Origin of the sequence: Pseudomonas rhizophila (genome assembly GCF_003033885.1) — a bacterium.
Taxonomy (GTDB): Bacteria; Pseudomonadota; Gammaproteobacteria; order Pseudomonadales; family Pseudomonadaceae; genus Aquipseudomonas; species Aquipseudomonas rhizophila.
In genome coordinates this window covers 435,327-457,102 of record NZ_CP024081.1, presented here as the reverse complement: position 1 = coordinate 457,102, position 21,776 = coordinate 435,327, and the positions used below count along the sequence as shown (strand labels likewise).

Sequence of the window (21,776 nt, the reverse complement as noted above, 5' to 3'; positions counted from 1 at the left end):
GCGACTTCCTCCGTGGCTGAAGGCGGCACCGTGGTTTACACCGCTTCGGTTAACGCCCCGGTGACCGGCGCTCCGCTGGTGATCACCCTGTCGAATGGTCAGAGCATCACCATTCCAGTCGGCTCCAGCTCCGGTTCGGTCAACTTCGTTACCCAGAACGACGCCCTTGCTGGCGGCGACAACCTGAGCGTGAAGATCGACGATGCTCAGGGCGGCAACTACGAAAAACTGGACATCGACGCCACTCCAGCGGACACCACCGTTACCGACGTGCAGGACACCACCGGCCTGAGCCTGAGCGCTACCGACTCGGTTGCTGAAGGCGGTCAGATCACCTACACCGCAACCCTGACCAACGCTGCTGGTACTCCGGTCACCGTGACACTGAGCAACGGCGCTGTAATCAACATCGCTGCCGGCGCTACCACTGGCACAGTAACTGTCGATGCGCCAAAAGACGACGTCTACAAAGACGCCGGCAAAGTCGAAGTCAGCATCGATAACGCCACGGGAGGTAGCTTCGAGAACCTCGTTCCGAGCACGACTCCGGCAGTGACTGATGTCACCGATACCATCGACACGTCGACTGTCAGCCTGACCGCGACTTCCTCCGTGGCTGAAGGCGGCACCGTGGTTTACACCGCTTCGGTCAACGCCCCGGTAACGGGCGCTCCTTTGGTCGTCACCCTGTCGAACGGTCAAAGCATCACCATCCCAGTTGGCTCCAGCAGCGGTTCGGTCAACTTCGTGACCCAGAACGACGCCCTTGCTGGCGGCGACAACCTGAGCGTGAAGATCGACGATGCCCAGGGCGGTAACTACGAAAAACTGGACATCGACGCCACTCCAGCGGACACCACCGTTACCGACGTGCAGGACTCGACCGGCCTGACGCTCTCGGCCACTGACACTGTTGCCGAAGGTGGTTCGATTGTTTACACCGCAACCCTGACCAACGCCGCTGGTTCGCCAGTCACCGTGACCCTGAGCAACGGCGCCGTGATCAACATCGCCGCTGGCGCCACCACCGGCACGGTCACTGTCGATGCGCCAAAAGACGACGTCTACAAAGACGCCGGCAAGGTCGAAGTCAGCATCGACAACGCCACCGGCGGTAACTTCGAAAACCTGGTACCGAGCACCACGCCAGCCGTCACCGACGTGACCGACACCGTCGACAACACCATCGTCAGCATCACCGGCAGCACCTCGGTCACCGAAGGCCAGGCCGCGACGTACACCGTGAGCCTGACGAACCCGGCGCAAACCGAAGTGACGCTCAAGATCGTCTACAGCGGTACCGCCGCCGACGGTACGGACTTCACCGGCGTCTACACCGTGAAGATTCCGGCCAATGCCACCAGCGCCACTTTCAACGTGGCGACGCTGGACGACAAGATCACCGAAGGTACCGAAAACTTCGTGGTCAAGATCGACTCGGCCACCGGCGGCAACTTCGAAAACCTGGCCGTCAGCGGCACCAACGGCAGCGTCAGTACCTCGATCATCGACAACGATGCACCGCCGGTACTGGACCTGGATGCCAACAACTCCAGCGGCAAGACCGGCGCCGATTACCAGGTGACCTTCACCGAAGGCACCACCGGTCCGGGCGTGTCCATCGGCGACACCGACCTGAAAATCACCGACCCGGACAGCACGATGCTGACCGGCGCCACCATCGTGCTGACCAACCGTCAGCCCGGCGATGCGCTGAACCTGGGTAACAGCGTCAACGGCATCAGCATCAACGCCAACAGCACCAACGGCACGGTCACCCTGACCCTGTCGGGCAATGCGACGCTGGCCGACTACATGCAGCAAATCAAGAACATCAGCTTCACCAACAGCAGCGACGACCCGAGCACCGTGCCGCGCATCATCACCGTGACGGTGACCGACGGCACAAACTACTCCAACACGGCCACCACCACCGTGAACGTGGTCGGGGTCAACGATGCGCCGGTCGCAACCGGCGGCGCGGTGACCGGTACCGAAGACACCTCGTTGATTCTTGGCTGGTCGACCTTTGGTGTCAGCGATGTGGACAGTTCGGCATCCAGCCTTGGGGTAAAAATCACCGGACTGCCCGCTGACGGCAAGTTGCAGTATCTGGACGGTGCAACGTGGAAGGACGTGGCCAACAACCAGACCTTCACCAAGGCCGACATCGACGCCGGCAAACTGCGCTTCACACCGGATACCCATGAGTCCGGCGCCAACGGCAACGCGAACGGCGTGGGCGATCAGAAATCCGATTACGCGCAGATCAAGTTCCAGCCAACCGACGGTCAGGCGCTGGGCACTACCGGCACCGTGAAGATCGACATCACGCCGGTCGCTGACGCACCGACCCTCAACGTAGCCGGGAACGCCGTGACCTCCACTGGCCTGGTCAAGGAAGTCTGGACCGGTCTGTCGGGCCTGGGCACCGATGGCAGCGGCGCGCCGTCCGGTACGCTGAAGTCGGTGATCGATGCCGCCGGAACCCCCAACAGCAGCACCACCGTGAACAACGTGCAGTCCGACAGCAACGTGAATCCGGGCACCGCGTCGAAAACCTCGGGCCTGATTTTCCTCGAAGCTGGCAAGACCTACACCTTCAGCGGTACCGGCGATGACAGCCTGTTGGTGACCATCGGTGGCAAGGATGTCGCGGGCATCACCTGGGGAGCGGGCGGCAAGCTCAATGGCTCGTTCACCCCGACCACCAGCGGCTACTACACCCTGGACATCTACCACCACAACCAGACCGGCCCGGGCAGCTATGACGTGAACCTGTCGGTCAACGGCAGCACCCCGACCGACCTGAGCAGTGCCGGCGTGCCGCTGTACACCGGCGTGGCTGATCTGGTGAATGCGGGCGTGACTGTTTCGGACCTGCACGGCACCAATGGTGAAGGCTACTACGACGGCTTCAAGCTCAACGAAGGCGCCGAAGGCGGCAGTGTGAACCTGTCGAAGATCACCACGGCGCTGACCGATACCGACGGCTCCGAAAGCCTGAGCGTGAAAATCGGCGGGATCCCGGAAGGCAGCGTGCTGAGCGACGGTGCCGGCCACACGGCGACCGTGGGCAGCAATGGCGAGGCCTCGGTCACCGGCTGGAATCTGGGCAGCCTGACCCTGACGCCACCGACCTACTACAACGGCCAGTTCAACCTGACCGTAACCTCGACTTCCACCGAAGCCCTCGGCGGCTCGGCAACCACCACGGCGCAGATACCGGTCACGGTTCATCCGGCGGTCTACAACTCCGCCACGGCCACCTCTGGCAGTGACAACGTCACCGGCACCGACGGCAACGACATTGTGGTCGCCGACATCGGCGGGCTGACCGTCGTGCCAGGCGTCAACTACAACATCGCCTTCATGGTCGACAGCTCCGGCAGCATGAGCGCAGCGTCCGTCACAGCCGCCAAGGACTCGTTGACGTCGGTGTTCAACACCCTCAAGCAGAGCATGGGCGGCAACTCCGGGACGGTGAACATTTTCCTGGCAGACTTCGACAGCCAGGTGAATAAAACCGTATCGGTCAACCTCAAGGATCCGAACGCACTCGCGCTGCTCAAAAGTGTGCTGGATTCGATGGTGTCCGGCGGCGGTACCAACTACGAGGACGTGTTCAAGACCACGGCCAACTGGTTCAAGAGCAGCGAAGCCCTGAGCAACACCGGCGCGACGAACCTGACGTACTTCATCACCGACGGCCAGCCGACCTACTATCAGTCCGGCGAGCAGACGAACCCGACCTTGTATGGCGACGTGAAGCTCGACAGTCTGATCACCACGACCAACTACAAGCTGGGCCAGACGTTCAGCGCCGAGCTCGACAGTACGCACCGCGTTCAGGTCGATGAATCCGGCAATCTCACCCTGCTCACCTGGAAAAAATCCTGGGGCGGTTACTGGAGCAGTGAGGAATTGGGCACATTGCGCGCCCAAGGCGACGGCACCTATGAGTTGTCGTACCGCGACGGCACCGGCAGCAGCACCGGCTCGACCACCACCAGCAACTCCCTGAGCGCTTTCGCGCTGTTGAGTTCGGTATCTGGCGTGGAAGCCATCGGCCTGAACAAAGGCGTGACGCTGGATGACCTGAAGGACTACGACTCGGACAAGACTCCGCAGACCAACATCGATCCCAAGAACCTGGCCGACTCCATCATCGGACACACCGAAGCGACCCTGCCGGGCGCTGACACAGTCAACGGGGCAGACGGCAACGACATCCTGTTCGGCGACCTGGTGAGCTTCAATGGCATCGCCGGCGAAGGTTATCAGTCCATTCAGGCCTTCGTGGCCCAGCAGAGCGGTGTGGAAGTCAGCAAAGTCACCACCAGCAACGTGCACCAGTACATCACCGAGCACTACAACGCTTTCGATGTGTCCGGTGCCAACGATGGCAATGACACACTGCTGGGCGGTGCCGGTAATGACATCATCTTCGGCCAGGGCGGCAACGACCTGCTCAACGGCGGCAAGGGCAATGACATCCTGCTCGGCGGCAAAGGCAACGACACGCTGATCGGCGGCCAGGGCAACGACACCCTGATCGGTGGTCTGGGTGGCGACACCTTCGTCTGGAAGTCCGGCGACACCGGCACCGACGTGATCAAGGACTTCAAGGCCAGCGAGGGTGACCGGATCGACCTGCGGGATCTGCTGCAGGGCGAAACCGGTAGCACCATCGACAACTTCCTGAAGATCAGCACGGTCGATGGCGTGTCGTCGCTGCAGGTCAGCACCTCCGGCAAGTTCAACGCGGGCGACGCCGCAGCGGCCACCCCTGATGTGACGATCAAGCTGGAAGGTAACAACTGGTCGAACATCAACCTGAACTCGTTGATCGCCGGCAGTGATCCGACCATCAAGGTCGATCACAACAACAGCTGACCGTGGCTTAACGGCCGCCCTTAGGGGCGGTCGTACCGGGCTGCATCCAGGATGACGATTTTGTCGCCACCCTCCATACTCGCGCGCAGTTGGCCTATGCTGCCCAGCATGACGCCGCTTCATACATGAGGGATGCCCGATGTTTTATGTGCAACGCGATGCACAAGGCCTGCTGGTGCGCGTGGAAGCCACCGCTTATGCGGAGGCCACCGAAACCCTGCCGGCCGACAGCCACGAAATCCAGGACTGGTTCGCCAACCAGGCGGTAGAAAACAGCCTCAAGCAGCTCAAGCAGAGCGACTTGGAAATGATCCGGGTCCTTGACGACTTGATCCAAGTGCTGACCAGCAAAGGCGTCATCCGCGTCACCGACCTGCCCCCCGCGGCCCAGGCCAAGCTAATGGACCGCAACCAGGCCCGGGAAGCCTTGGGCGGGTTGAGCCGGTTGATCGATGATGATGAGAAGGGGTTGATCTAAGCCTGGTTCATCGGTGTCGGGGCTGCCCTCATCGCGAGCAGGCTCGCTCCCACAGGGGGATGGGGCAAGTCGCAGATATTGCCGTCACGCAGTTCTTATGTGGGAGCGGGCTTGCTCGCGAAAGCGGTGGGTCAGTTTGCGATGATGTTGGATGTGCCGACGCCTTCGCGAGCAAGCCCGCTCCCACAATTGGATTTGTGTCAGGGCGCAATTTTCCATTCGCCAACAGGCCTCTTGTGGGAGCGAGCCTGCTCGCGATGGCCATCTTCAATCCGCCACAGGCCTGTCAGTTCGACGTTTGAACCTCAAGCCGATCCATCGCCCGCTCCACCAACAAATGCACCCCGTCGGCCATTCGGCTGATCGCCAGAATCACGCTGCGGCGCGAGCCGTCGACGTCATCAGCCAGGTCGGCGGCGATGGCGCTGATGGACAGCAGGTCTTCGGAGGCATTGGCCAGTAAGGTTTCGGTGTCGATGTTCGGGGATACGATGAAGAGCTGGCCTGCTTGGGCCTCGTCGACGGGTTTGGGTTTGAGATAGTAGTCGAGAGCGCGCTCGGCGGCTTCGTCGAGTTTTTTTGCTTGCAGGGTTTCGACTCGGGATTTGGATGAGGGCTGTGGAGGGTTAGGCGTAGCTTTGAACATGGTTTGGGCTTCCTATTCAATTCAGAGCCGCCCTGGCTCGCTTGCACGCGATGAAGGGTGGCAGCTATGTGCGAGTGTGCAAGACCGAGTAAGACAACGCCCAAAAACCTCGGCAGACCCGAAGGTCTCCCGCACACAGCTGCCATAAAACATGAGCACGAATGCACGATAAGTGGCTGGTGATATTGTTGGGCGTCTTTCTAACCGGCTTGCACGCCGGTGTCACCGTTTTTTCAGTGACAAACCCAGACTAGCCACGGGGCAGACGCCGGACAAGTTCACCAAGTTCGCCACAACTCGAAGGAAATCTCCTAGGACCTGACTTTTAGAGGGGGTGTATATCCGTTTCTGCGGTAACGGCTACTGGCGGTTCCGCTCTTACAGCGGGTCACTTTTGGAAGAGCGCCAAAAGTAACCAAAAACGCTTTGCCCCACCACTCGGCACCTCGCTTAGGCTCGGTGTGCCCGAACGAAGGCATTGCTCCGGGGGCCGCCGCGAAGGGCCATCCATGGCCCAGCGCGGCTACCTCGGCATCCATGCCGAGGTGCCCCCTACGCAATACCTACGTTCGGCCAGCGTGGTTAACGGGGCGTCCCAGATCAAAAGCTTGGCGAGGCGGCCTGACAGCCGACCTGTTTTCTGATGACCGCGTTCATCCTGTGGGAGCAAAGCTTGCTCGCGATGGCGGTGGTTCAGTTGATGAAGATGTTGGATGTTGGATGTGTCGGCCTCATCGCGAACAAGTTTTGCTCCCACAAATCCTGCTTAAACTGGTCTGATGGTGCACAGCCGCAAGAGCAGGTCGGCTATAAGGCCGCCTCGCGAGCAAGCTTTGCTCCCACAAGTGCCTGCTCAAACAGGTCCGATTGATGCACAGCCGCAAGAGACAGGCCGGCTATAAGGCCGCCTCGCGAGCAAGCTTTGCTCCCACAGGTTCTGCTCAAACAAGTCTGATTGGTGTACACCCGCCAAAGCCAGGCCGGCTGTCAGGCCGCCTCGCTTTTGATTTTGATCTGGGGCCCCGTCAACCACGCTGGCCGAACGTAGGTATTGCGTAGTGGGCATCCCGGCATGGATGCCGGGATAGCCGCGCTGGGCCATGGATGGCCCTTCGCGGCGGGCCCACGGAGCAATGCCTGCGTTCGGGCATGCCGAGCCTAGGCGAGGCACCGAGTGGTGGGGCAAGACCTTTTGGTTACTTTTGGGGCGTTTGCCAAAAGTGACCCGCCGTAAGGGCGGAACCATAAGCCGCCGTTACCGCAGCAATGGATATGTACTCGGTCATAAGGTCAACAAACCTCACCCCCAACGCCGAGGCTCCCCAACCAACTGCCCCTGCACCCCAAACAACCCCATCTCCCGAATCACCGCCAACTCCCCCTCCGTCTCAACCCGCTCGGCAATCAACGGCAAGTCAATACTGTGAGTAGCACGCTGGATCGCTTCAATAAACAGGCGCTTGTCACTCTCCTGATCAATGGCACGGATATAGCTGCCATCGATCTTCAGATAAGCCAACCCCAACCGCGACAAGTTGCCAATCATGCTGAACCGCCCACCAAAACGCTGCAGGCTCAGGGAGAAACCAAGCTCACGCAGGTGCCGAGTCAACTCCTCCAGCACCGCTTGCTCCGGCAGTTGCTCTTCACCAATCTCCAGGGTCAAGCGCGGCCCAAGGTTGGAATGCGCCCGCAGGATCTCAAAGACCTTGTTCAGCGCCTGCGGATCGGCCAACGTCGCCGAAGACAGGTTCAACGCCAGGGACTGGTCATGCCCGGCCATTTGCTTGAGCACCTGTTCGAGCATCAAACGATCCAGACGCGCGGTCCAACCGAAGCGCTCCAGCCATGGCAGAAAACGCCCGGCGGGGATGGTCTGGCCCTGCTCGTCCAGCAGCCGTGACAGCACTTTGTAATGCAGCACCACCTGGGTGTCCTGGGCGGCCACCACCGGCTGGAAGTACAGCTCGAAGCGCTGATTGCTCAAGGCCTGGTCGAGCAGATTGTGCCAGGCATGATGATCGTCACCGACGCTGGCCGAGGCGCTGTGGTCCAGGCAGGCCCAACCCGGTTCGCCCTGGCTTTCGGCCTGGGCAAGGGCCTGGTCGCCGAGCTGGAGCACGGCTTGCGGCGAGTCGCCATGGACGAATGGAGCCAGTCCGATGGAGGCCACCGAAGCCACATCGGTCGCACCGGTGGCATGCAGGCTGGCCAAGGCGCTTTCGAGGTTCTGCGCCAGTTGCAGCGCTTCCTCGCGCACCAGCCCCGGCGCCAGCACGGCGAACTCCCCACCGCGGATGCGCGTCACCATGTTGTGGGTTTCAGGGTAGCGGGCGCATTCACGCTGTAATTGTTCGCCCACGGCCTTGAGCAACTGGTCGGTGCGCTGCCCGCCCAGCCGCTGGTTCAACCCGGCCAGGTCCTTGACCCGCAGCAACAGCAGATAACCGGAACTGGCCTGCTCGGGGTTGCTCACCCGGGCGTGGAGCTGCATTTCGAAATACCGCCGGTTGGCCAGGCCCGTGAGATTGTCCTGATAAGACTCGACCCGCAGTTTTTCGCTACGCTCGGCCTGCTCCTGAAACAGCGCCTTGAGCTTCTCGACCATCTGGTTCATCGCCTGCACCACCCGGCGCAGTTCCGGGGTACGCGGCAACTCCGGCAGGCTCAGGAACTCGCGACGGGCGATGGCATGGGACTGGTGCACCATGTAATCCAGCGGCTTGAGCTGACGACGCAGCAGCAAGGCCCCCAGCACCGCGCTCACCGCGCCGCACAGCAGCAGCCAGCCCAGGCTGCCCAATGCGCTCTGCCACAGCTTGGCGAGGGCGAACATCGGGTGGCTGACCACTTCGACCCGCGCCGCCTGTTCCCAGCCACGGCTAACAATCGCATCGCCACCGGCCGGCTCCAGGCCGATGAGCTTGATGAACCATTGCGGCACGTTGCCGGCGTCGGGCGTGCCGGTACGCTCGACGAGGGTTTGGTCGGTGGCGACATCGACCACACGGATGGTTGCGTAATAGCCGCTGTCGAAAATCGAACTGACCATCAGCTCCACCATCGCCGGGTCGTCGATGTTCGGCGTCAGGGACAGCGCCAGCGCCGTGGCCGCGTCCTGGGCGTGGGAGCGCAACTGGTTGACGTACTGGGCCCGCGAGCTTTCCAGACTGACCATGAAGCTGCCGCTGAAGGCAACCACCAGGAACAGACAGATAGCGATCAACAGCTGTTTGAACAAGGACATCTGAGCGCGCGCTCCTAGTTAGTCGTCTCGACCGGAAAACCTTCGGCCTGCATTTTTTTCAACACATCCTGCCACCGGGACAGGCGCTTGGTGTCACCCACTTTCTTGTTGCCCTTGGCGCCTGGCAGCCACAATCCCTCGGCATTGAAAGAGTAGACCGGCAACAGATCGGTCCGCTGGCTGGCCGGCAGGATGCCGTCGATCAGGCTGTCGAGTACCAGCGGCATGGCATCGGGGGTTGCGTAGTAAGTGAGCACCATGTGCGCACGGTTCTGCCGCAACGCCTTGACGTAAGTGATGCGCAGCTTGTCACTGGACACCCCCAGACGACGCAGGCTGAAGTACTTGGCAATGGCGTAGTCCTCGCAATCCCCGGCCCCTTTCCACAAGGCCTGGATCGGGGTCTCCCAGTAATCGACCTGACGCCACAAGTCGATGTCTTCGACGTAGCGCACCCGTTTGTTGAAAAACAGGTTCACCACCTTGAGCTGCTCAAGCTCCGGCGTCTGCTTCTGGGTCGCCAACAATTGCTGCCAGGCATCGATCCGTTGCTGCCCTTCGCCCAACGGCCCATATAACGCTTGCGCCCGCCGGCTGATCTGCGCAAAGTCCCAGTCAGCCTGCAGGCCGCCCAGCATGAGGCCGGCCAGCAACAATGTCGAACACAGCCAGCGCAAGGACCTGGGAACAGGGAAAGGTGCAGCCAAGGGAAATACGTCCAAAAAGGGCCGTGGGAAATGCGTTGGATGGTGAAGCCTGGCCCGGCAAAAGACAATGGCAAGGTGCGATCACCACGAGCAGACTAAACTTTAGTTCAGGAACCGGGGCCGCGAGGTTTTGACGGCTTGGCAATCTGTAACTACTGTTGGCTTGGATCCAATTTTTGTTACTACCAGTCAGGGTGCGTTGTCGTGACACAGAAGCCCAAACCGCTAAGCACTATCCAGGTCAACGGGCCCATTCCCGCTGCCCAGGCCCGCTCAATCATCGAAGAATCCCTGCGCGAGGCCATACTCGACGGGCGCCTGCCCTGCGGCACCGCCCTGCGCCAGCAGGAACTGGCCGACCTGTTCGGCGTCAGCCGCATGCCGGTACGCGAGGCCTTGCGCCAGCTCGAGGCGCAATCACTGCTCAATGTGGTTCAGCACAAAGGCGCCGTGGTAGCCCCGTTGATCACCAACAATGCGATCGAAACGTACGCCCTGCGTTCGGTCCTTGAATCTTTCGCATTGCGCCTGTCCATTCCCCTCCTCGATGCCGAGGACCTGGCCATGGCCGCCCATTACATCGAGCAACTGGAAGCCCAGACCGACCACGCTGAAATCGGCAGGCTCAACCGGCTGTTTCACATGTCGCTTTATCACAAGGCACCCAACAGCAAACTGCTGGACCTGATCGAGCGCGAGCTCAATGAGGAAGAACGCTTCTTGCGCTTCCATCTGTCGTCCATGGGCTTGGGCAAACTGACCCAGGACGATCATCGCGCGCTGCTGGAGGCCGCTACGGCGCAGGACATCGACAGAGCGGTTGCCCTGCTGGAGCTGCATCTGGAAAAAGCCTGCGTCACCATCCGTCGCTATCTGGAACAACAACCAAGCCGTTGACCTGCCCCCCGCGCCCCGAGGGGCGCATCACTTTCTTACACATCCCTCCTACACGGTTTCTCGCCCGCCCGACGAGGCCGCAGCGTAGCCGCGCCCTGTCGCCCCCATCAGTTCAATGGCACTGCCATCGATTTGGGCCCACTCTTGCGTTTGTCGATTAAAAAACAGACCTGAAGAAGTCAGCGCCTGGCCGCAGCCAGGCGAATCGAAGCCAACACGCAAGGAGCACCGCCCAACCGGCGGGATGATCGGAAGTCCGTCCGATGTCCCCCCCATAAAACAACAACTTCTTATTTCCCTGTCCCCTGAAGTGCTCCGAGTGAGGCATTCACTCAACTTCTTCGATTCTGATACTTCTCTATCGGAAGGAGCGGCTTCGCCTGAATAAAACTTATATTAAAAGTTTTAACACCCCTCTTCGCGCCCAATAAATAACCCACTTTAAATAATTAAAAAAACACTTGCCGCTTACTTGTTCGGTGTATTAGTTTTTTATCCGTCGAGTTGTTATCGACCGCTTACATTTATGGCTTAGGCCTTAAAAACCTTGCCCGCACGCCATGAATGCGCAGTTAAGACGAGCACTTCAATACTTTCGAAACTTATGGACTCCGGTTCAGGCACCCGCTCGTTTTTATTAAAGCCCGGGTGACTTTTCCGAACAAACATCATTGATGAGGACGTTCCGATGCAGCCAACCAAAGAACAACTATCTCTGAAAAAACACGCCCTTGGCCAACACCCGGTTTTTTCTGAAATAACATCAATCGATCTGCTGCGCCGCTTTATGCAAAGCCATGTTTTTGCCGTGTGGGATTTCATGTCACTGACCAAACGGCTGCAACGGGAGCTGACCTGTGTCCACTTGCCCTGGTTACCGCCGGCCGACCCACACGCTGCACGTTTGATCAACGAAATCGTCCTGGGCGAGGAGTCGGATGACCGCCCCGGAGCCGGCTATTGCAGCCATTTCGAACTGTACCTGGACGCCATGCGCGAGGTTGGCGCCGATACTCGCGCCATTGAGCAGTTCATCACCTTGCAACAGGAAGGCGTCAGTCCCGAAACAGCCTTGGAGAGCGTCGAAGTGGAGCCGGCGGCGGCCCGGTTCGTCCGCCAGACACTGCAAACGGCGCTGCACGCACCGGCCCACAGCGTGGCCGCCGCCTTCGTGCATGGTCGCGAGAGCGTCATCCCGCAGATGTTCCAGCGCATGCTGGACGCCTGGGGCATCGGCCTGGATCAGGCGCCGACGTTTCGTTATTACCTGCAGCGGCACATCGAAGTGGATTCCGAGGACCACGGCCCGGCAGCGGAAAAACTCTTGGCCCGACTGATCGATGGCGACCCGCAGCGCGAAACCGAGGTGCTGGCCGCTGCACTCGCCGCCGTCCAAAGCCGCACCGCGCTGTGGGACGGGTTACGCCAGAGCATGGCCCAACCGCTTGCGCAGGTGGCGCCATGAACGCTGTCGAATACCAATCCTTCGCCGACGCCTGGGAAAGCCGCGCGACCATCCGCACCCGGCCACGGCGCCGGGTCGAAGACGACGACAAGTTGATCTTCCCCATGAGCCGTCAGCCTCTGGTGCACAGCCAGACCTTCCTCAGCCACTGCCCGCAACTGCGCGATTTTGTGCTGGTGCAGAGCCTCTACAAGTTCATCAACGATGTGGTGATCTTCGAGACCGAGCTGGTGGACCACACCGCCCGGCGCATTGCCAAGAACAGCTTCGGCATCGAGTTCCCGTTCGCCTGCCGCTACGACGCAATGACGGTGGTAGTAGACGAGGATTATCACGCACTGGTGGCGATGGACTTCATGCAGCAGACCATCGACATGACTGGCATTGCGCCGATCCCGTTGCCCGATCAGATCGAGCTCAGCCGCGCCATCCCGGCGACGCTGGCCCAGGCACCGGAGCATTTGCTCAGCGCCGTGGAGCTGATCTGCATCGCCATTGCCGAGAACACCGTGACCAACGAGGTGGCGGCATTCGCCCGGGATGATTCGGTCAAGGCGTCGATCAAGGGCCTGATGGCCGACCACTTGCTGGATGAGGGACGGCACTCCGGATTCTGGACGCGCCTGGTGCAAATCTACTGGCGCAGCGCGCCCGAAGCTGACCGCGATGCGATTGCGCGACTGATGCCCGGCTTCATCAGCCAGTACCTGGCGAGCGATCTGCAACAGGCGTTCGATTTCCAGCTGATCGCACACCTGCCCGTCGACGAATCGGTGCGCCAGTCATTGCGCGAGGAGGCCAGTGCGCTGGCGTATCCCATCAATCGTTTTCACCCGTTGGTGGGCAATATCACGCGCTTTTTTCGCAGCAGCTCGATGCTGGCGTCCCCCTGCGTGCGTGACGCCCTGGCCGACTACCTGACCCCATGAGGATCCGCCCATGAGACGCCTCGAAATTGCCGTGTCTGGCACAAGCCAGGCCATGACCGACCTGGCCCAGGAGCTCGAACTGCACGGCCACGGTGTTGTGCATCTTGAATCAGCGAACCACCACACAGCGGTAGACCTGTTGATTGATGACGGGACGCTGCCCTGCACCCTAGACGCCCGCTCAAACCTTCAGGTGCGTGTGGCGCTCCAGGCTTTTCCCGGCCAGGCATTGCCACAGCCGGTGGTGGTTTTCCGCGACAGCGCGCATCGGCCGTTGTCCCAGGAAGTGATCGCCCCGCAAGGCTGCGGCAACGGCCAGTCTTTGCGACTGCGCGCCTTGGCGGGTGTGGTCGAGCACGGTGCGCGACTGGTCAGCCAGCTTTCCCGGGACGAAGCCTGCTTCGATCACTGGCCGACGGTGCAGACCGACGCCTGCGATGAATCGTTGCAGGGACTGGATGTGTTGGAGCCGCTGGCCTTCGAACACCACCTCAATCGGCCCGCGGTGCCTTGGCTGCTGGCTGCAGCCGAAGTGCCGGTCATGCATGACATCGAGCAGCGCATGCTCAATGACGGTACGCAAGCGGCCCTGTGGGTCGACGGTCAGCTTGTCGATTACAAGTCCTTGCGCAGTCTGGCGTTGCGCTTGCAGGAGCCGATGCTCAAGCAACTGGCCGGGGCAAAACCTGGAGTGATTGGTGTCTGCCTGCCCAAGTCCGCACAGTTGTACGCAGCTATCCTGGCGGTGCTGGGTTGCGGGGCGGTGTACCTGCCGCTGGACCCGCAGCACCCCGCGCAACGACGGCGCTTTATCCTGGAGAACGCCAACGCCGACTTACTGCTGCACGACGGTGACAGCGACCTGGGCGAGCTGTCGCTGCCGACGCTGGATGTACGCAAGCTGCCTTCACCCAAACCCGGCATCCCGGCCTCGCTGATCCGCCGCGTGGTGGACAGCGACGAACCGGCCGTGGCGATCTACACGTCCGGCACCACCGGCCAACCCAAAGGCGTGCTGCTCAGTCATCGCAACCTCAGCCATTTCTGCGCCTGGTATAGCGACTATGTCCGCTTACAGCGTGACAGCCGGGCATTGCAGTTCTCCACCATCAACTTTGACGCATCGCTGCTGGATATCCTGCCGACCTTCATCCAGGGTGCGACGCTGGTGGTGCCCAGCGAAGACCAGCGTCGCGACCCGCAGCAACTGGTGGCGCTGATTCAGCAACAGCGTGTCACTCATGCTTTCCTGCCGCCCGCGCTGCTGAGCGTGATGCCGCTGGATGCACCGTTGGGGCTGGAACATCTGATTACCGGCGGCGATGTCTGTGAGCCGTTCGTGATCGAGCAGCTCGCACCGCAGTGCAGTTTCCACAACATCTACGGCCCCACCGAAACCACGGTGCTGGTCACCACCCGGCAATTCGGTGTCGGTGACAACAACCGCAACCTCGGTGTGCCCATCGCCAATGGCCGGGTGCTGATTCTGGATGAGCAGCTGCAACCGGTGCCCCAAGGCACACCGGGCGAGCTGTACATCGCCGGGCCTGGGGTCGGCCTCGGCTATCTGAACGACCCGACGTTGACCGCGAGCCGCTACCTCAACCTGACGCTGCCCGACGGGCCAACGCTGCGGGTATATCGCACAGGCGATATCGCCCAATGGACCGACCACGGCATCGAACTGTGTGGTCGGCGCGATAACCAGGTGAAGATCCGTGGCTTCCGGGTCGAACCCGAGGAAATCGAGCATTGCCTGCGCGACAGCCAGTTGTTTCGCCAAGTAGCGGTGGGGGTCGATGACCGACGGCGGATCCTGGCGTTTCTGGTTCACCCTCGGGAAGAGCGGGCCGGCGCTGCCCTTCAGGCTTTGCGCGAGCATGTACAAAACGCGCTGCCCAGCTACATGCACCCGGCGGCCTACGTGCAATTGCCCAGCCTGCCCTACACCAGTAATGGCAAAGTCGATCGCCGGGCCTTGCTCGCCACGGCGGTGCAAGTGCAGGTCGGCAGCCATCGGCGCCAGCCGCAGAACGTTCTGGAAACGCAGCTGCGGCAACTGTGGGCCGAGTTGCTGGAGCTGCCGGTCGACGACATCGCCACCGATGAAAGCTTCTTCAATCTCGGTGGCCATTCGATCCTGCTGTCACAACTGTTGCTGGGGGTCCGCGAAGCCTTCGGGCGCAGCCTGTCGATCAATCGCTTCATCGAAGCACCTACGCTGATCACGCTGGCGAAGTTACTGGACGATCCTGCGCAAAACAGCACATCGACCCTCAGCCCCCAGGCCTTGATCGATGCGCAAGCGGAACTCAACCTCGATCCCCTGCCTGTCAGCCGGTGTGGTGATGTGCACAAGGTGGTGGTGACCGGCGCCAACAGTTTTCTTGGGGTACACATCGTCGAGGCCTTGCTGGCCTGGGGCGCCACCGAAGTCGCGTGCCTGGTGCGCGAATCCGGCGGACAAAGCGCGGCCGAACGCTTTGCCCAGGCCCTGCGGGACAATCGGCTGAACCACCTGGACCTGAGCCGCGTCAGTGTCTACGCCGCCGACATCACCCAACCGCAATTGGGTTTGCCAGACGACGTCTATGCCCGCATCGACCGCACCTTCGGCGCGTTGGTGCACAACGCCGCCCACGTCAATCATGTGCTCGACTACGAGTCTTTGGCGCGGGACAACGTGGAGCCGATCTTCGAATGCCTGCGCCTGTGTGAAGGGCGCAGCAAGAAGATCTTCAACTTCGTCTCTACGCTGTCGGCGTCCAGTGCGCTGGATGCCGACGGCCAGGTCCTGGAGCAGCCCGCCGCAGAGACGCCGCCGATCTACATCAAGAACGGCTACAACCTGTCCAAATGGGTCGGCGAACGGATCCTGCAGCGCGCTCGGGATCGCGGGGTGTGGGTCAATCTGTTTCGCCCCGGCAACATCAGTTTCAACAGCCTGACCGGGGTCTGCCAGCCCCACAAGAACCGGTTGATGTTGATGCTCAAGGGCTCGATCCAGCTCGGTCAGGTGCCGGATCTGTCCCTCAACTTCGACCTGATGCCGGTGGACTTCCTGGCGCGCTTCATCGCCTTCCACGCCAGTCGTTATCAGCCGACGCAGGCGGTATTCAACCTGCACAACCCCGAGCCCTTGAGCTGGGACGCTTATGTGGCGTCGTTTCGTGACAGCGGCCGGGAATTTTCCCTGGTCAGCGTCGCCGACTGGCAACGGCAACTGGGCCGGGTCGATGCTGACAATGCGCTGTTCGGCGTACTGGGTTTCTACCTCAACGGTTTCGAGGAAGACATCGGCGACATCTCGTTGATCAACCACGCCAACGCCCGGGCCGGTGTACGGCAGATGGGTGCCCGCTACCCGGAAAAATCCCCGGCCCTGCTGCGCCGCGGCGCTGATTACCTCAAGGCCATCGATTTCATCTGAAGCACCCCTCAACTGTAAAAAAAGGAGCAAGACCATGAATGCACTTCAACCCGACACCTTGATCAAGAACCCCCACGCCTGCGAGGTCGAAACGTCAGTGGAAGTACCCGCCAACGCGGCGAGCGTCTGGGCAGTGGTGGGCAATTTTGCAAGGTTCGATCGATTCATCCCGGCACTTGAGCACATCGAAATGACCGGCGAGGGCGTGAGGTCCCTGCGCAAGAAGTTTTTCCGCGACGGGCAGAACCTGGTGGTGGAACAGCTCAACAGCCATGATGACCAGGCCATGCACATGACCTGGACGCTGATCTACAACACCCTGGGCATCGATAACCTGTGGGCGGCAATGCGCGTCGAGCCCCTGGCGGACAACCGCTGCCGCGCTACCTGGACCATCATCGCCGACCACACCGATGCCCATACCCCGTCCGGCTTCCGAGATTTCCTGCAAGGGTTTGCCGATGAGGCGATGGGGAATGTGCAAGTGATGTTCAAGTAAACCTTGTGGGAGCGAGCCTGCTCGCCAAAGCGGCGGGTCAGCTGGCGATGATGTTGGCTGTGCTGTCGCCATCGCGAGCAGGCTCGCTCCCACACTGATTTCGGTTGGGCGCAAGATCCAGTCACACCGCCAATCCCCTGTGGGAGCGAGCTTGCTCGCGAAAGCGGTGGGTCAGCTGGCGATGATGTTGGCTGTGCTGCCGTCATCGCGAGCAGGCTCGCTCCCACACTGATTTCGGTTGGCCGCAAGATCCAGTCACACCGCCAATCCCCTGTGGGAGCGAGCTTGCTCGCGAAAGCGGCGGGTCAGCTGGCGATGATGTTGGCTGTGCTGTCGCCATCGCGAGCAGGCTCGCTCCCACACTGATTTCGATTGGCAGCAAGATCCAGTCCCACCGCCGATTCCCTGTGGGAGCGGGCTTGCTCGCGAAAGCGGTGGGTCAGCTGGCGATGATGTTGGCTGTGCTGTCGCCATCGCGAGCAAGCTCGCTCCCACAGTTTTGGTTCCGGGGTGGGCGCAAGATCCAGTCACACCGCCAATCCCCTGTGGGAGCGAGCTTGCTCGCGAAAGGGGTGGGTCAGCTGGCTGATGATGTTGGCTGTGCCGCCGTCTTCGCGAGCAGGCTCGCTCCCACACTGATTTCGGTTGGCCGCAAGATCCAGTCACACCGCCAATCCCCTGTGGGAGCGGGCTTGCTCGCGAAAGCGGCGGGTCAGCTGGCGATGATGTTGGCTGTGCTGTCGCCATCGCGAGCAGGCTCGCTCCCACACTGATTTCGGTTGGCCGCAAGATCCAGTCACACCGCCAATCCCCTGTGGGAGCGAGCCTGCTCGCGATGGCGGCGGCACGGTTGGCGGTGAGGTCGGCTGAGATCAGATCTTGAAGCTGTCCACCAACTGCTTCAGCCGATTGGCCTGTTGCGACAGGGCATCGCAATCCTTCAGGGTTTCATTGAGGTTGGCGACGCTTTGCTGGTTCAGCAGGTTGATGTGGCTGACATCCATGTTGAGGGTTTCCACCACGGCGGTCTGTTCTTCGGTGGCCGCGGCCACCGACTGGTTCATGCCGTCGATTTCACCGATGCGCTGCGTCACGCTGACCAGCCGCAGACCCGCCTGGTTGGCCACTTCCACACTTTCTTCGCTGGAAAGCTGGCTGGCGTTCATCGTCGTCACCGCTTCACGGGAACCGACCTGGAGCGAGGTGATCATCTTGTGGATTTCTTCCGCCGACTCCTGGGTGCGGTGCGCCAGGTTGCGCACTTCATCGGCCACCACCGCAAACCCACGCCCGGCTTCACCGGCACGGGCCGCTTCAATGGCAGCGTTCAGCGCCAGCAGGTTGGTTTGCTGAGAGATGCCCTTGATCACGTCCAGGATGTGCCCGATGTTGTCGGTGCTGGCGTTCAGGGTTTCGATCTGGGTGCACGAGAGGCTGATCTTCTGTGACAGCTCGGTCATGGCCTGGATGGTTTTTTCCACCACCTGGCGTCCGTCATCGGCTTGTTCGCTGGCACCGCTGGCCTGTTGCGAGGCGTCGGCGGCATTGCGGGCGATTTCCTGGGTCGCGGCGCCCAACTGGTTGATGGCCGCCGCCACGCTGTTGGTGCGGGCGCTCTGTTCGTCGGAGCCAATGAGCGAGGCATTGGACGAAGTCATCACCCGCTGCGACAGGTCATGCACTTGCCGAGTGGCGGAAGACACTTCCGAGATCGACGCGTGAATCCGCTCCACGAATTGGTTGAACGAGCTGCCCAGCTCACCGAACTCATCCTTGCCCTGTACCACCAGACGCCGGGTCAGGTCGCCTTCACCTTGGGCGATGTCCTGCATGGCGCGCCCCATGGTGGTCAATGGACGCATCAACACCTGGATCAACAGGCTCAGCAACAACGCAATGGCCGCCACCGCCACAAACATCGCAATCAGCGCCGAGGTACGGAAATGGCTCAGCGGTGCGTAGGCCTTGTCTTTGTCGATCGACAGACCGATGTACCACTGGGTATTCGGCAGGCCTGCGACGGGGGTAAACGAAAGAATGCGATCCTGCCCATTGAGCTCAACCTCCTGGATACCTTTCTCGATGCGCACTGGCGTACCGGGGTAGATGTCCTTGAGGTTCTTCATCACCTGGTCCTTGTCCGGGCTGACGATGACCTGGCCGTCGCCGCTGACCAGAAACCCATGGCCGATGCCGCCGAAATCCACGGAGTTGATGATTTTCACCAGGGTTTCCAGGCTCAGGTCGCCCCCCACCACACCGAGCAACTCACCGTTGTGCTTCACCGGCAGGGCGATGGTCACCACCAGGCCGCCGACCGCAGCCAGGTAGGGCGGGGTCAGCATGGTTTGATCGATGGTGACTGCCTGTTTGTACCAGGGGCGCTGGCGCGGGTCGTAGCCGTCGGGCATTTTTGCGTCAGGGCGCTGGGTGAAGACGCCGTTGGCCTGACCCACGTAAGTGAACTGGAAATTCGACGTCAGCGCCGGCTGATCCACCAGCCCCGGCAGATCGGCACCCGCGCCCTGGTGCGCAATATTCTGCGCCAGGTTTTCCAGCACCAGCACCCGGCCGCTCATCCAGTTCTGGACGCTGCTGGCCGTCAGGTCGCCGGACTGCTGGATGGAGGATTCGAGACTGCTGCCAATGGTTTTTCGTTGCAGGTAGTCGTTGTAGAGCGTGAACAGGGCAAAAGCCAGAACGACCACACCAGAGGCGGCCAGAAGGATTTTATGGCTGAACTTCAGATTCATCGACAGGCTTCTTATGCAGGGAGTGGGGGTGCATTCCGGTTGCAGCATTCATGTCACAGCGCGGGCGGACTTGTGATCTGCTCCACTTTGGTGCACGCATATAACGCTGTCGGCAAAAGTTAAAAAAATATGAGCCCTTTAAACAAATGGGCGACGGAAGGACACGGTGCGTCGAACGGTGGTTGCAAATTCACTGACCCCTGACGACAATGCGACCTATTATCATTTGCGACATCCAGGCCTTCGCGTTCATGTCATCTCCCGAGTTTGCAGTACAGACGCTCTACAGCAACCATCACGGCTGGCTTCACACATGGCTGCGCAGCCGCTTGGGCAATGCTGCCGACGCAGCGGACCTGGCCCAGGACACCTTCGTGCGCCTGCTGCAACGCACCGAACGCCTGGAGCTCAAGTCGCCCCGCGCCTTTCTACGCACCATCGCCCAAGGCCTGGTGATCGATCATTGGCGCCGGGAAGAAATCGAACGCGCTTACCTGGAATCCATCGCCCACCTGCCACCCGCCCAAGCCCCCGACACCGAAGCCCAGGCCTTGATCCTGGAGCTGCTGGAAGCCATCGCCAGAATGCTCGAGGGCCTGAAGCCGAAAGTGCGCAGGGCATTTCTGTTGGCCCAGTGCGAAGGCCTGACGTACAAGCAGATTGCCGAGCAGATGGGCATTTCCTTGCGCTCGGTGGAACGATACGTCGCCGATGCGCTGTATCACTGCTATGTGTTGCGCTATGAAAGCTGAGCCTGTGGATAACGTGTTGAATCGACGCAGCGGCCCATCCCAACAGGTAGTCAGGCAAGCGATCAACTGGCTGCTGCGCCTGCGCAACCATGCTGCCAATCCGGCCTTGCGCCAACAATGCGAGGTCTGGCGCGCCGCCCATCACGAACACGAATTGGCCTGGCAGCGGGTGCAAGCGCTGCACAGTGAGTTGACCTCGAACCTGCGGGCGGTCCCCGGCGCCCACGTCGCTCTCGACACCCTGGAAAACAGCGCCCAGCGACTCGGTCGGCGCCAGGCCTTGAAACTGTTGTCGGGGGTGGCGCTGATAGGCTCCGCCGCCTGGCTGGGCAAGGACCTGGGCTGGCAGCCGTGGAGCGCGGATTTCGCCACTGCCACCGGCGAACATCGAGGTTTCCAGTTGCCCGACGGTACGCGGCTTGAACTGAACACTGACAGCGCCGCCGACCTGGACTACACGACCGAGCATCGCCTGATCAGCCTGACGCGAGGTGAAATCATGCTCACCTGCGGTCGCGATCCCGAGCGGCCGCTGCTGGTGCGCAGCCGACATGGCCTGTTCGAAGGGCTGGACGGGCGCTTCGTGGTGCGGCAGGACAATGCCTGCACACGCCTGAGCGTCACCCGTGGCAGGGTCGCGATCCTTTCGCACCGTGGCGCCGATGGTGCCCCGCTACAGGTGAGCGCCGGGCAGAGCTATCTGCTCAGCTCATCGACAGCGACCATGGCGCCGCCGCTGGATATGGACATCGGTGCCTGGGCGGAGGGTTTGCTCGTGACGCGCAACATGCGTCTGGAGGACTTCCTCAACGAGGTAGGACGTTACCGCCAGGGCTATCTGAAATGCGCCGCGTCGATTGCGGACCTGCGCTTGTCAGGCGTTTTCCGCCTGGAAGACACCGACAGGTTGCTGGCCGTCCTGCCGCGCACGCTCCCCGTTCAATTACGCTATCGAACCCGTTGGTGGGTCACGGTGCAGGAATCGGTCTGATTTTTTTTGGCGGGTTTTGCGCGCAAGTCCGGCTAGGACAGTAAGCAACGCTTATCTGCCCTTAGCGACTCCAACGGAAACCCACA

At 61.2% G+C, this 21,776-nt stretch carries 12 protein-coding genes and 2 pseudogenes; 9 read left to right on the top strand and 5 right to left on the bottom strand.

What is annotated here, in order from left to right; genetic code table 11:
• Both CRX69_RS02075 and CRX69_RS02070 read left to right on the top strand, forming a co-directional pair.
• Nucleotides 1-4,896, top strand: a pseudogene (locus CRX69_RS02075) (LapA family giant adhesin); the annotation flags it as partial.
• Nucleotides 4,897-5,035: 139 nt separating this feature from the next.
• Nucleotides 5,036-5,374, top strand: coding sequence for a hypothetical protein (locus CRX69_RS02070; RefSeq protein ID WP_047230543.1), 339 nt, complete (start codon nucleotides 5,036-5,038; stop codon nucleotides 5,372-5,374).
• A 286-nt stretch (nucleotides 5,375-5,660) separates the two neighbouring features.
• On the opposite strand, the gene CRX69_RS02065 is transcribed toward CRX69_RS02070, so the two are convergent.
• The 3 genes from CRX69_RS02065 to lapG all read right to left on the bottom strand — a co-directional run bounded on the left by CRX69_RS02065 (nucleotide 5,661) and on the right by lapG (nucleotide 9,905).
• Nucleotides 5,661-6,020: a DUF6124 family protein gene (locus CRX69_RS02065; protein ID WP_047230544.1), complete on the bottom strand. Its 360-nt coding sequence runs from the start codon at nucleotides 6,018-6,020 to the stop codon at nucleotides 5,661-5,663.
• A gap of 1,300 nt (nucleotides 6,021-7,320) precedes the next feature.
• A complete protein-coding gene (lapD, locus tag CRX69_RS02050) occupies nucleotides 7,321-9,267 on the bottom strand; it encodes a cyclic di-GMP receptor LapD (RefSeq protein ID WP_107321458.1) in 1,947 nt (648 codons plus the stop codon).
• 14 nt (nucleotides 9,268-9,281) lie between these two features.
• Nucleotides 9,282-9,905: a cysteine protease LapG gene (gene lapG, locus CRX69_RS02045; RefSeq protein WP_370695181.1), complete on the bottom strand. Its 624-nt coding sequence runs from the start codon at nucleotides 9,903-9,905 to the stop codon at nucleotides 9,282-9,284.
• A gap of 273 nt (nucleotides 9,906-10,178) precedes the next feature.
• On the opposite strand from lapG, the gene CRX69_RS02040 reads away from it, so the two are divergent.
• The 5 genes from CRX69_RS02040 (at nucleotide 10,179) to CRX69_RS02020 (ending at nucleotide 17,194) form a co-directional block, all read left to right on the top strand.
• The gene (locus CRX69_RS02040) at nucleotides 10,179-10,871 is read left to right on the top strand and encodes a GntR family transcriptional regulator (protein WP_107321456.1); all 693 of its coding nucleotides are present in this window, start codon (nucleotides 10,179-10,181) and stop codon (nucleotides 10,869-10,871) included.
• A 688-nt stretch (nucleotides 10,872-11,559) separates the two neighbouring features.
• Nucleotides 11,560-12,336 carry a DUF3050 domain-containing protein gene (locus tag CRX69_RS02035; protein WP_076383235.1) on the top strand — a complete coding sequence of 259 codons (777 nt, stop codon included), beginning with the start codon at nucleotides 11,560-11,562 and terminating at the stop codon, nucleotides 12,334-12,336.
• Entirely contained in the window at nucleotides 12,333-13,265 is a 933-nt protein-coding gene (locus CRX69_RS02030; protein ID WP_076383234.1) for a diiron oxygenase, read from the top strand. The genes CRX69_RS02035 and CRX69_RS02030 overlap by 4 nt, the downstream gene beginning before the upstream one ends.
• 10 nt (nucleotides 13,266-13,275) lie before the next feature.
• The gene (locus tag CRX69_RS02025; protein WP_107321455.1) at nucleotides 13,276-16,695 is read left to right on the top strand and encodes a non-ribosomal peptide synthetase; all 3,420 of its coding nucleotides are present in this window, start codon (nucleotides 13,276-13,278) and stop codon (nucleotides 16,693-16,695) included.
• 34 nt (nucleotides 16,696-16,729) lie between these two features.
• Nucleotides 16,730-17,194 carry an SRPBCC family protein gene (locus CRX69_RS02020; protein WP_047230510.1) on the top strand — a complete coding sequence of 155 codons (465 nt, stop codon included), beginning with the start codon at nucleotides 16,730-16,732 and terminating at the stop codon, nucleotides 17,192-17,194.
• Between the two features lie 872 nt (nucleotides 17,195-18,066).
• Here the strand turns inward: CRX69_RS02020 and CRX69_RS28160 are convergent.
• Both CRX69_RS28160 and CRX69_RS28155 read right to left on the bottom strand, forming a co-directional pair.
• Nucleotides 18,067-18,852, bottom strand: a complete 786-nt coding sequence (locus CRX69_RS28160) for a methyl-accepting chemotaxis protein (RefSeq protein WP_371517439.1) — start codon at nucleotides 18,850-18,852, stop codon at nucleotides 18,067-18,069.
• A gap of 117 nt (nucleotides 18,853-18,969) precedes the next feature.
• A pseudogene (locus tag CRX69_RS28155) lies at nucleotides 18,970-19,947 on the bottom strand (cache domain-containing protein); the annotation flags it as partial.
• A gap of 251 nt (nucleotides 19,948-20,198) precedes the next feature.
• On the opposite strand from CRX69_RS28155, the gene CRX69_RS02000 reads away from it, so the two are divergent.
• On the top strand, nucleotides 20,199-20,699 hold the full coding sequence (locus CRX69_RS02000; protein ID WP_047230328.1) for a sigma-70 family RNA polymerase sigma factor: 501 nt from the start codon (nucleotides 20,199-20,201) through the stop codon (nucleotides 20,697-20,699).
• Nucleotides 20,689-21,690 carry a FecR domain-containing protein gene (locus CRX69_RS01995; RefSeq protein WP_047230300.1) on the top strand — a complete coding sequence of 334 codons (1,002 nt, stop codon included), beginning with the start codon at nucleotides 20,689-20,691 and terminating at the stop codon, nucleotides 21,688-21,690. The genes CRX69_RS02000 and CRX69_RS01995 overlap by 11 nt, the downstream gene beginning before the upstream one ends.
• Nucleotides 21,691-21,776: the final 86 nt, after the last annotated feature.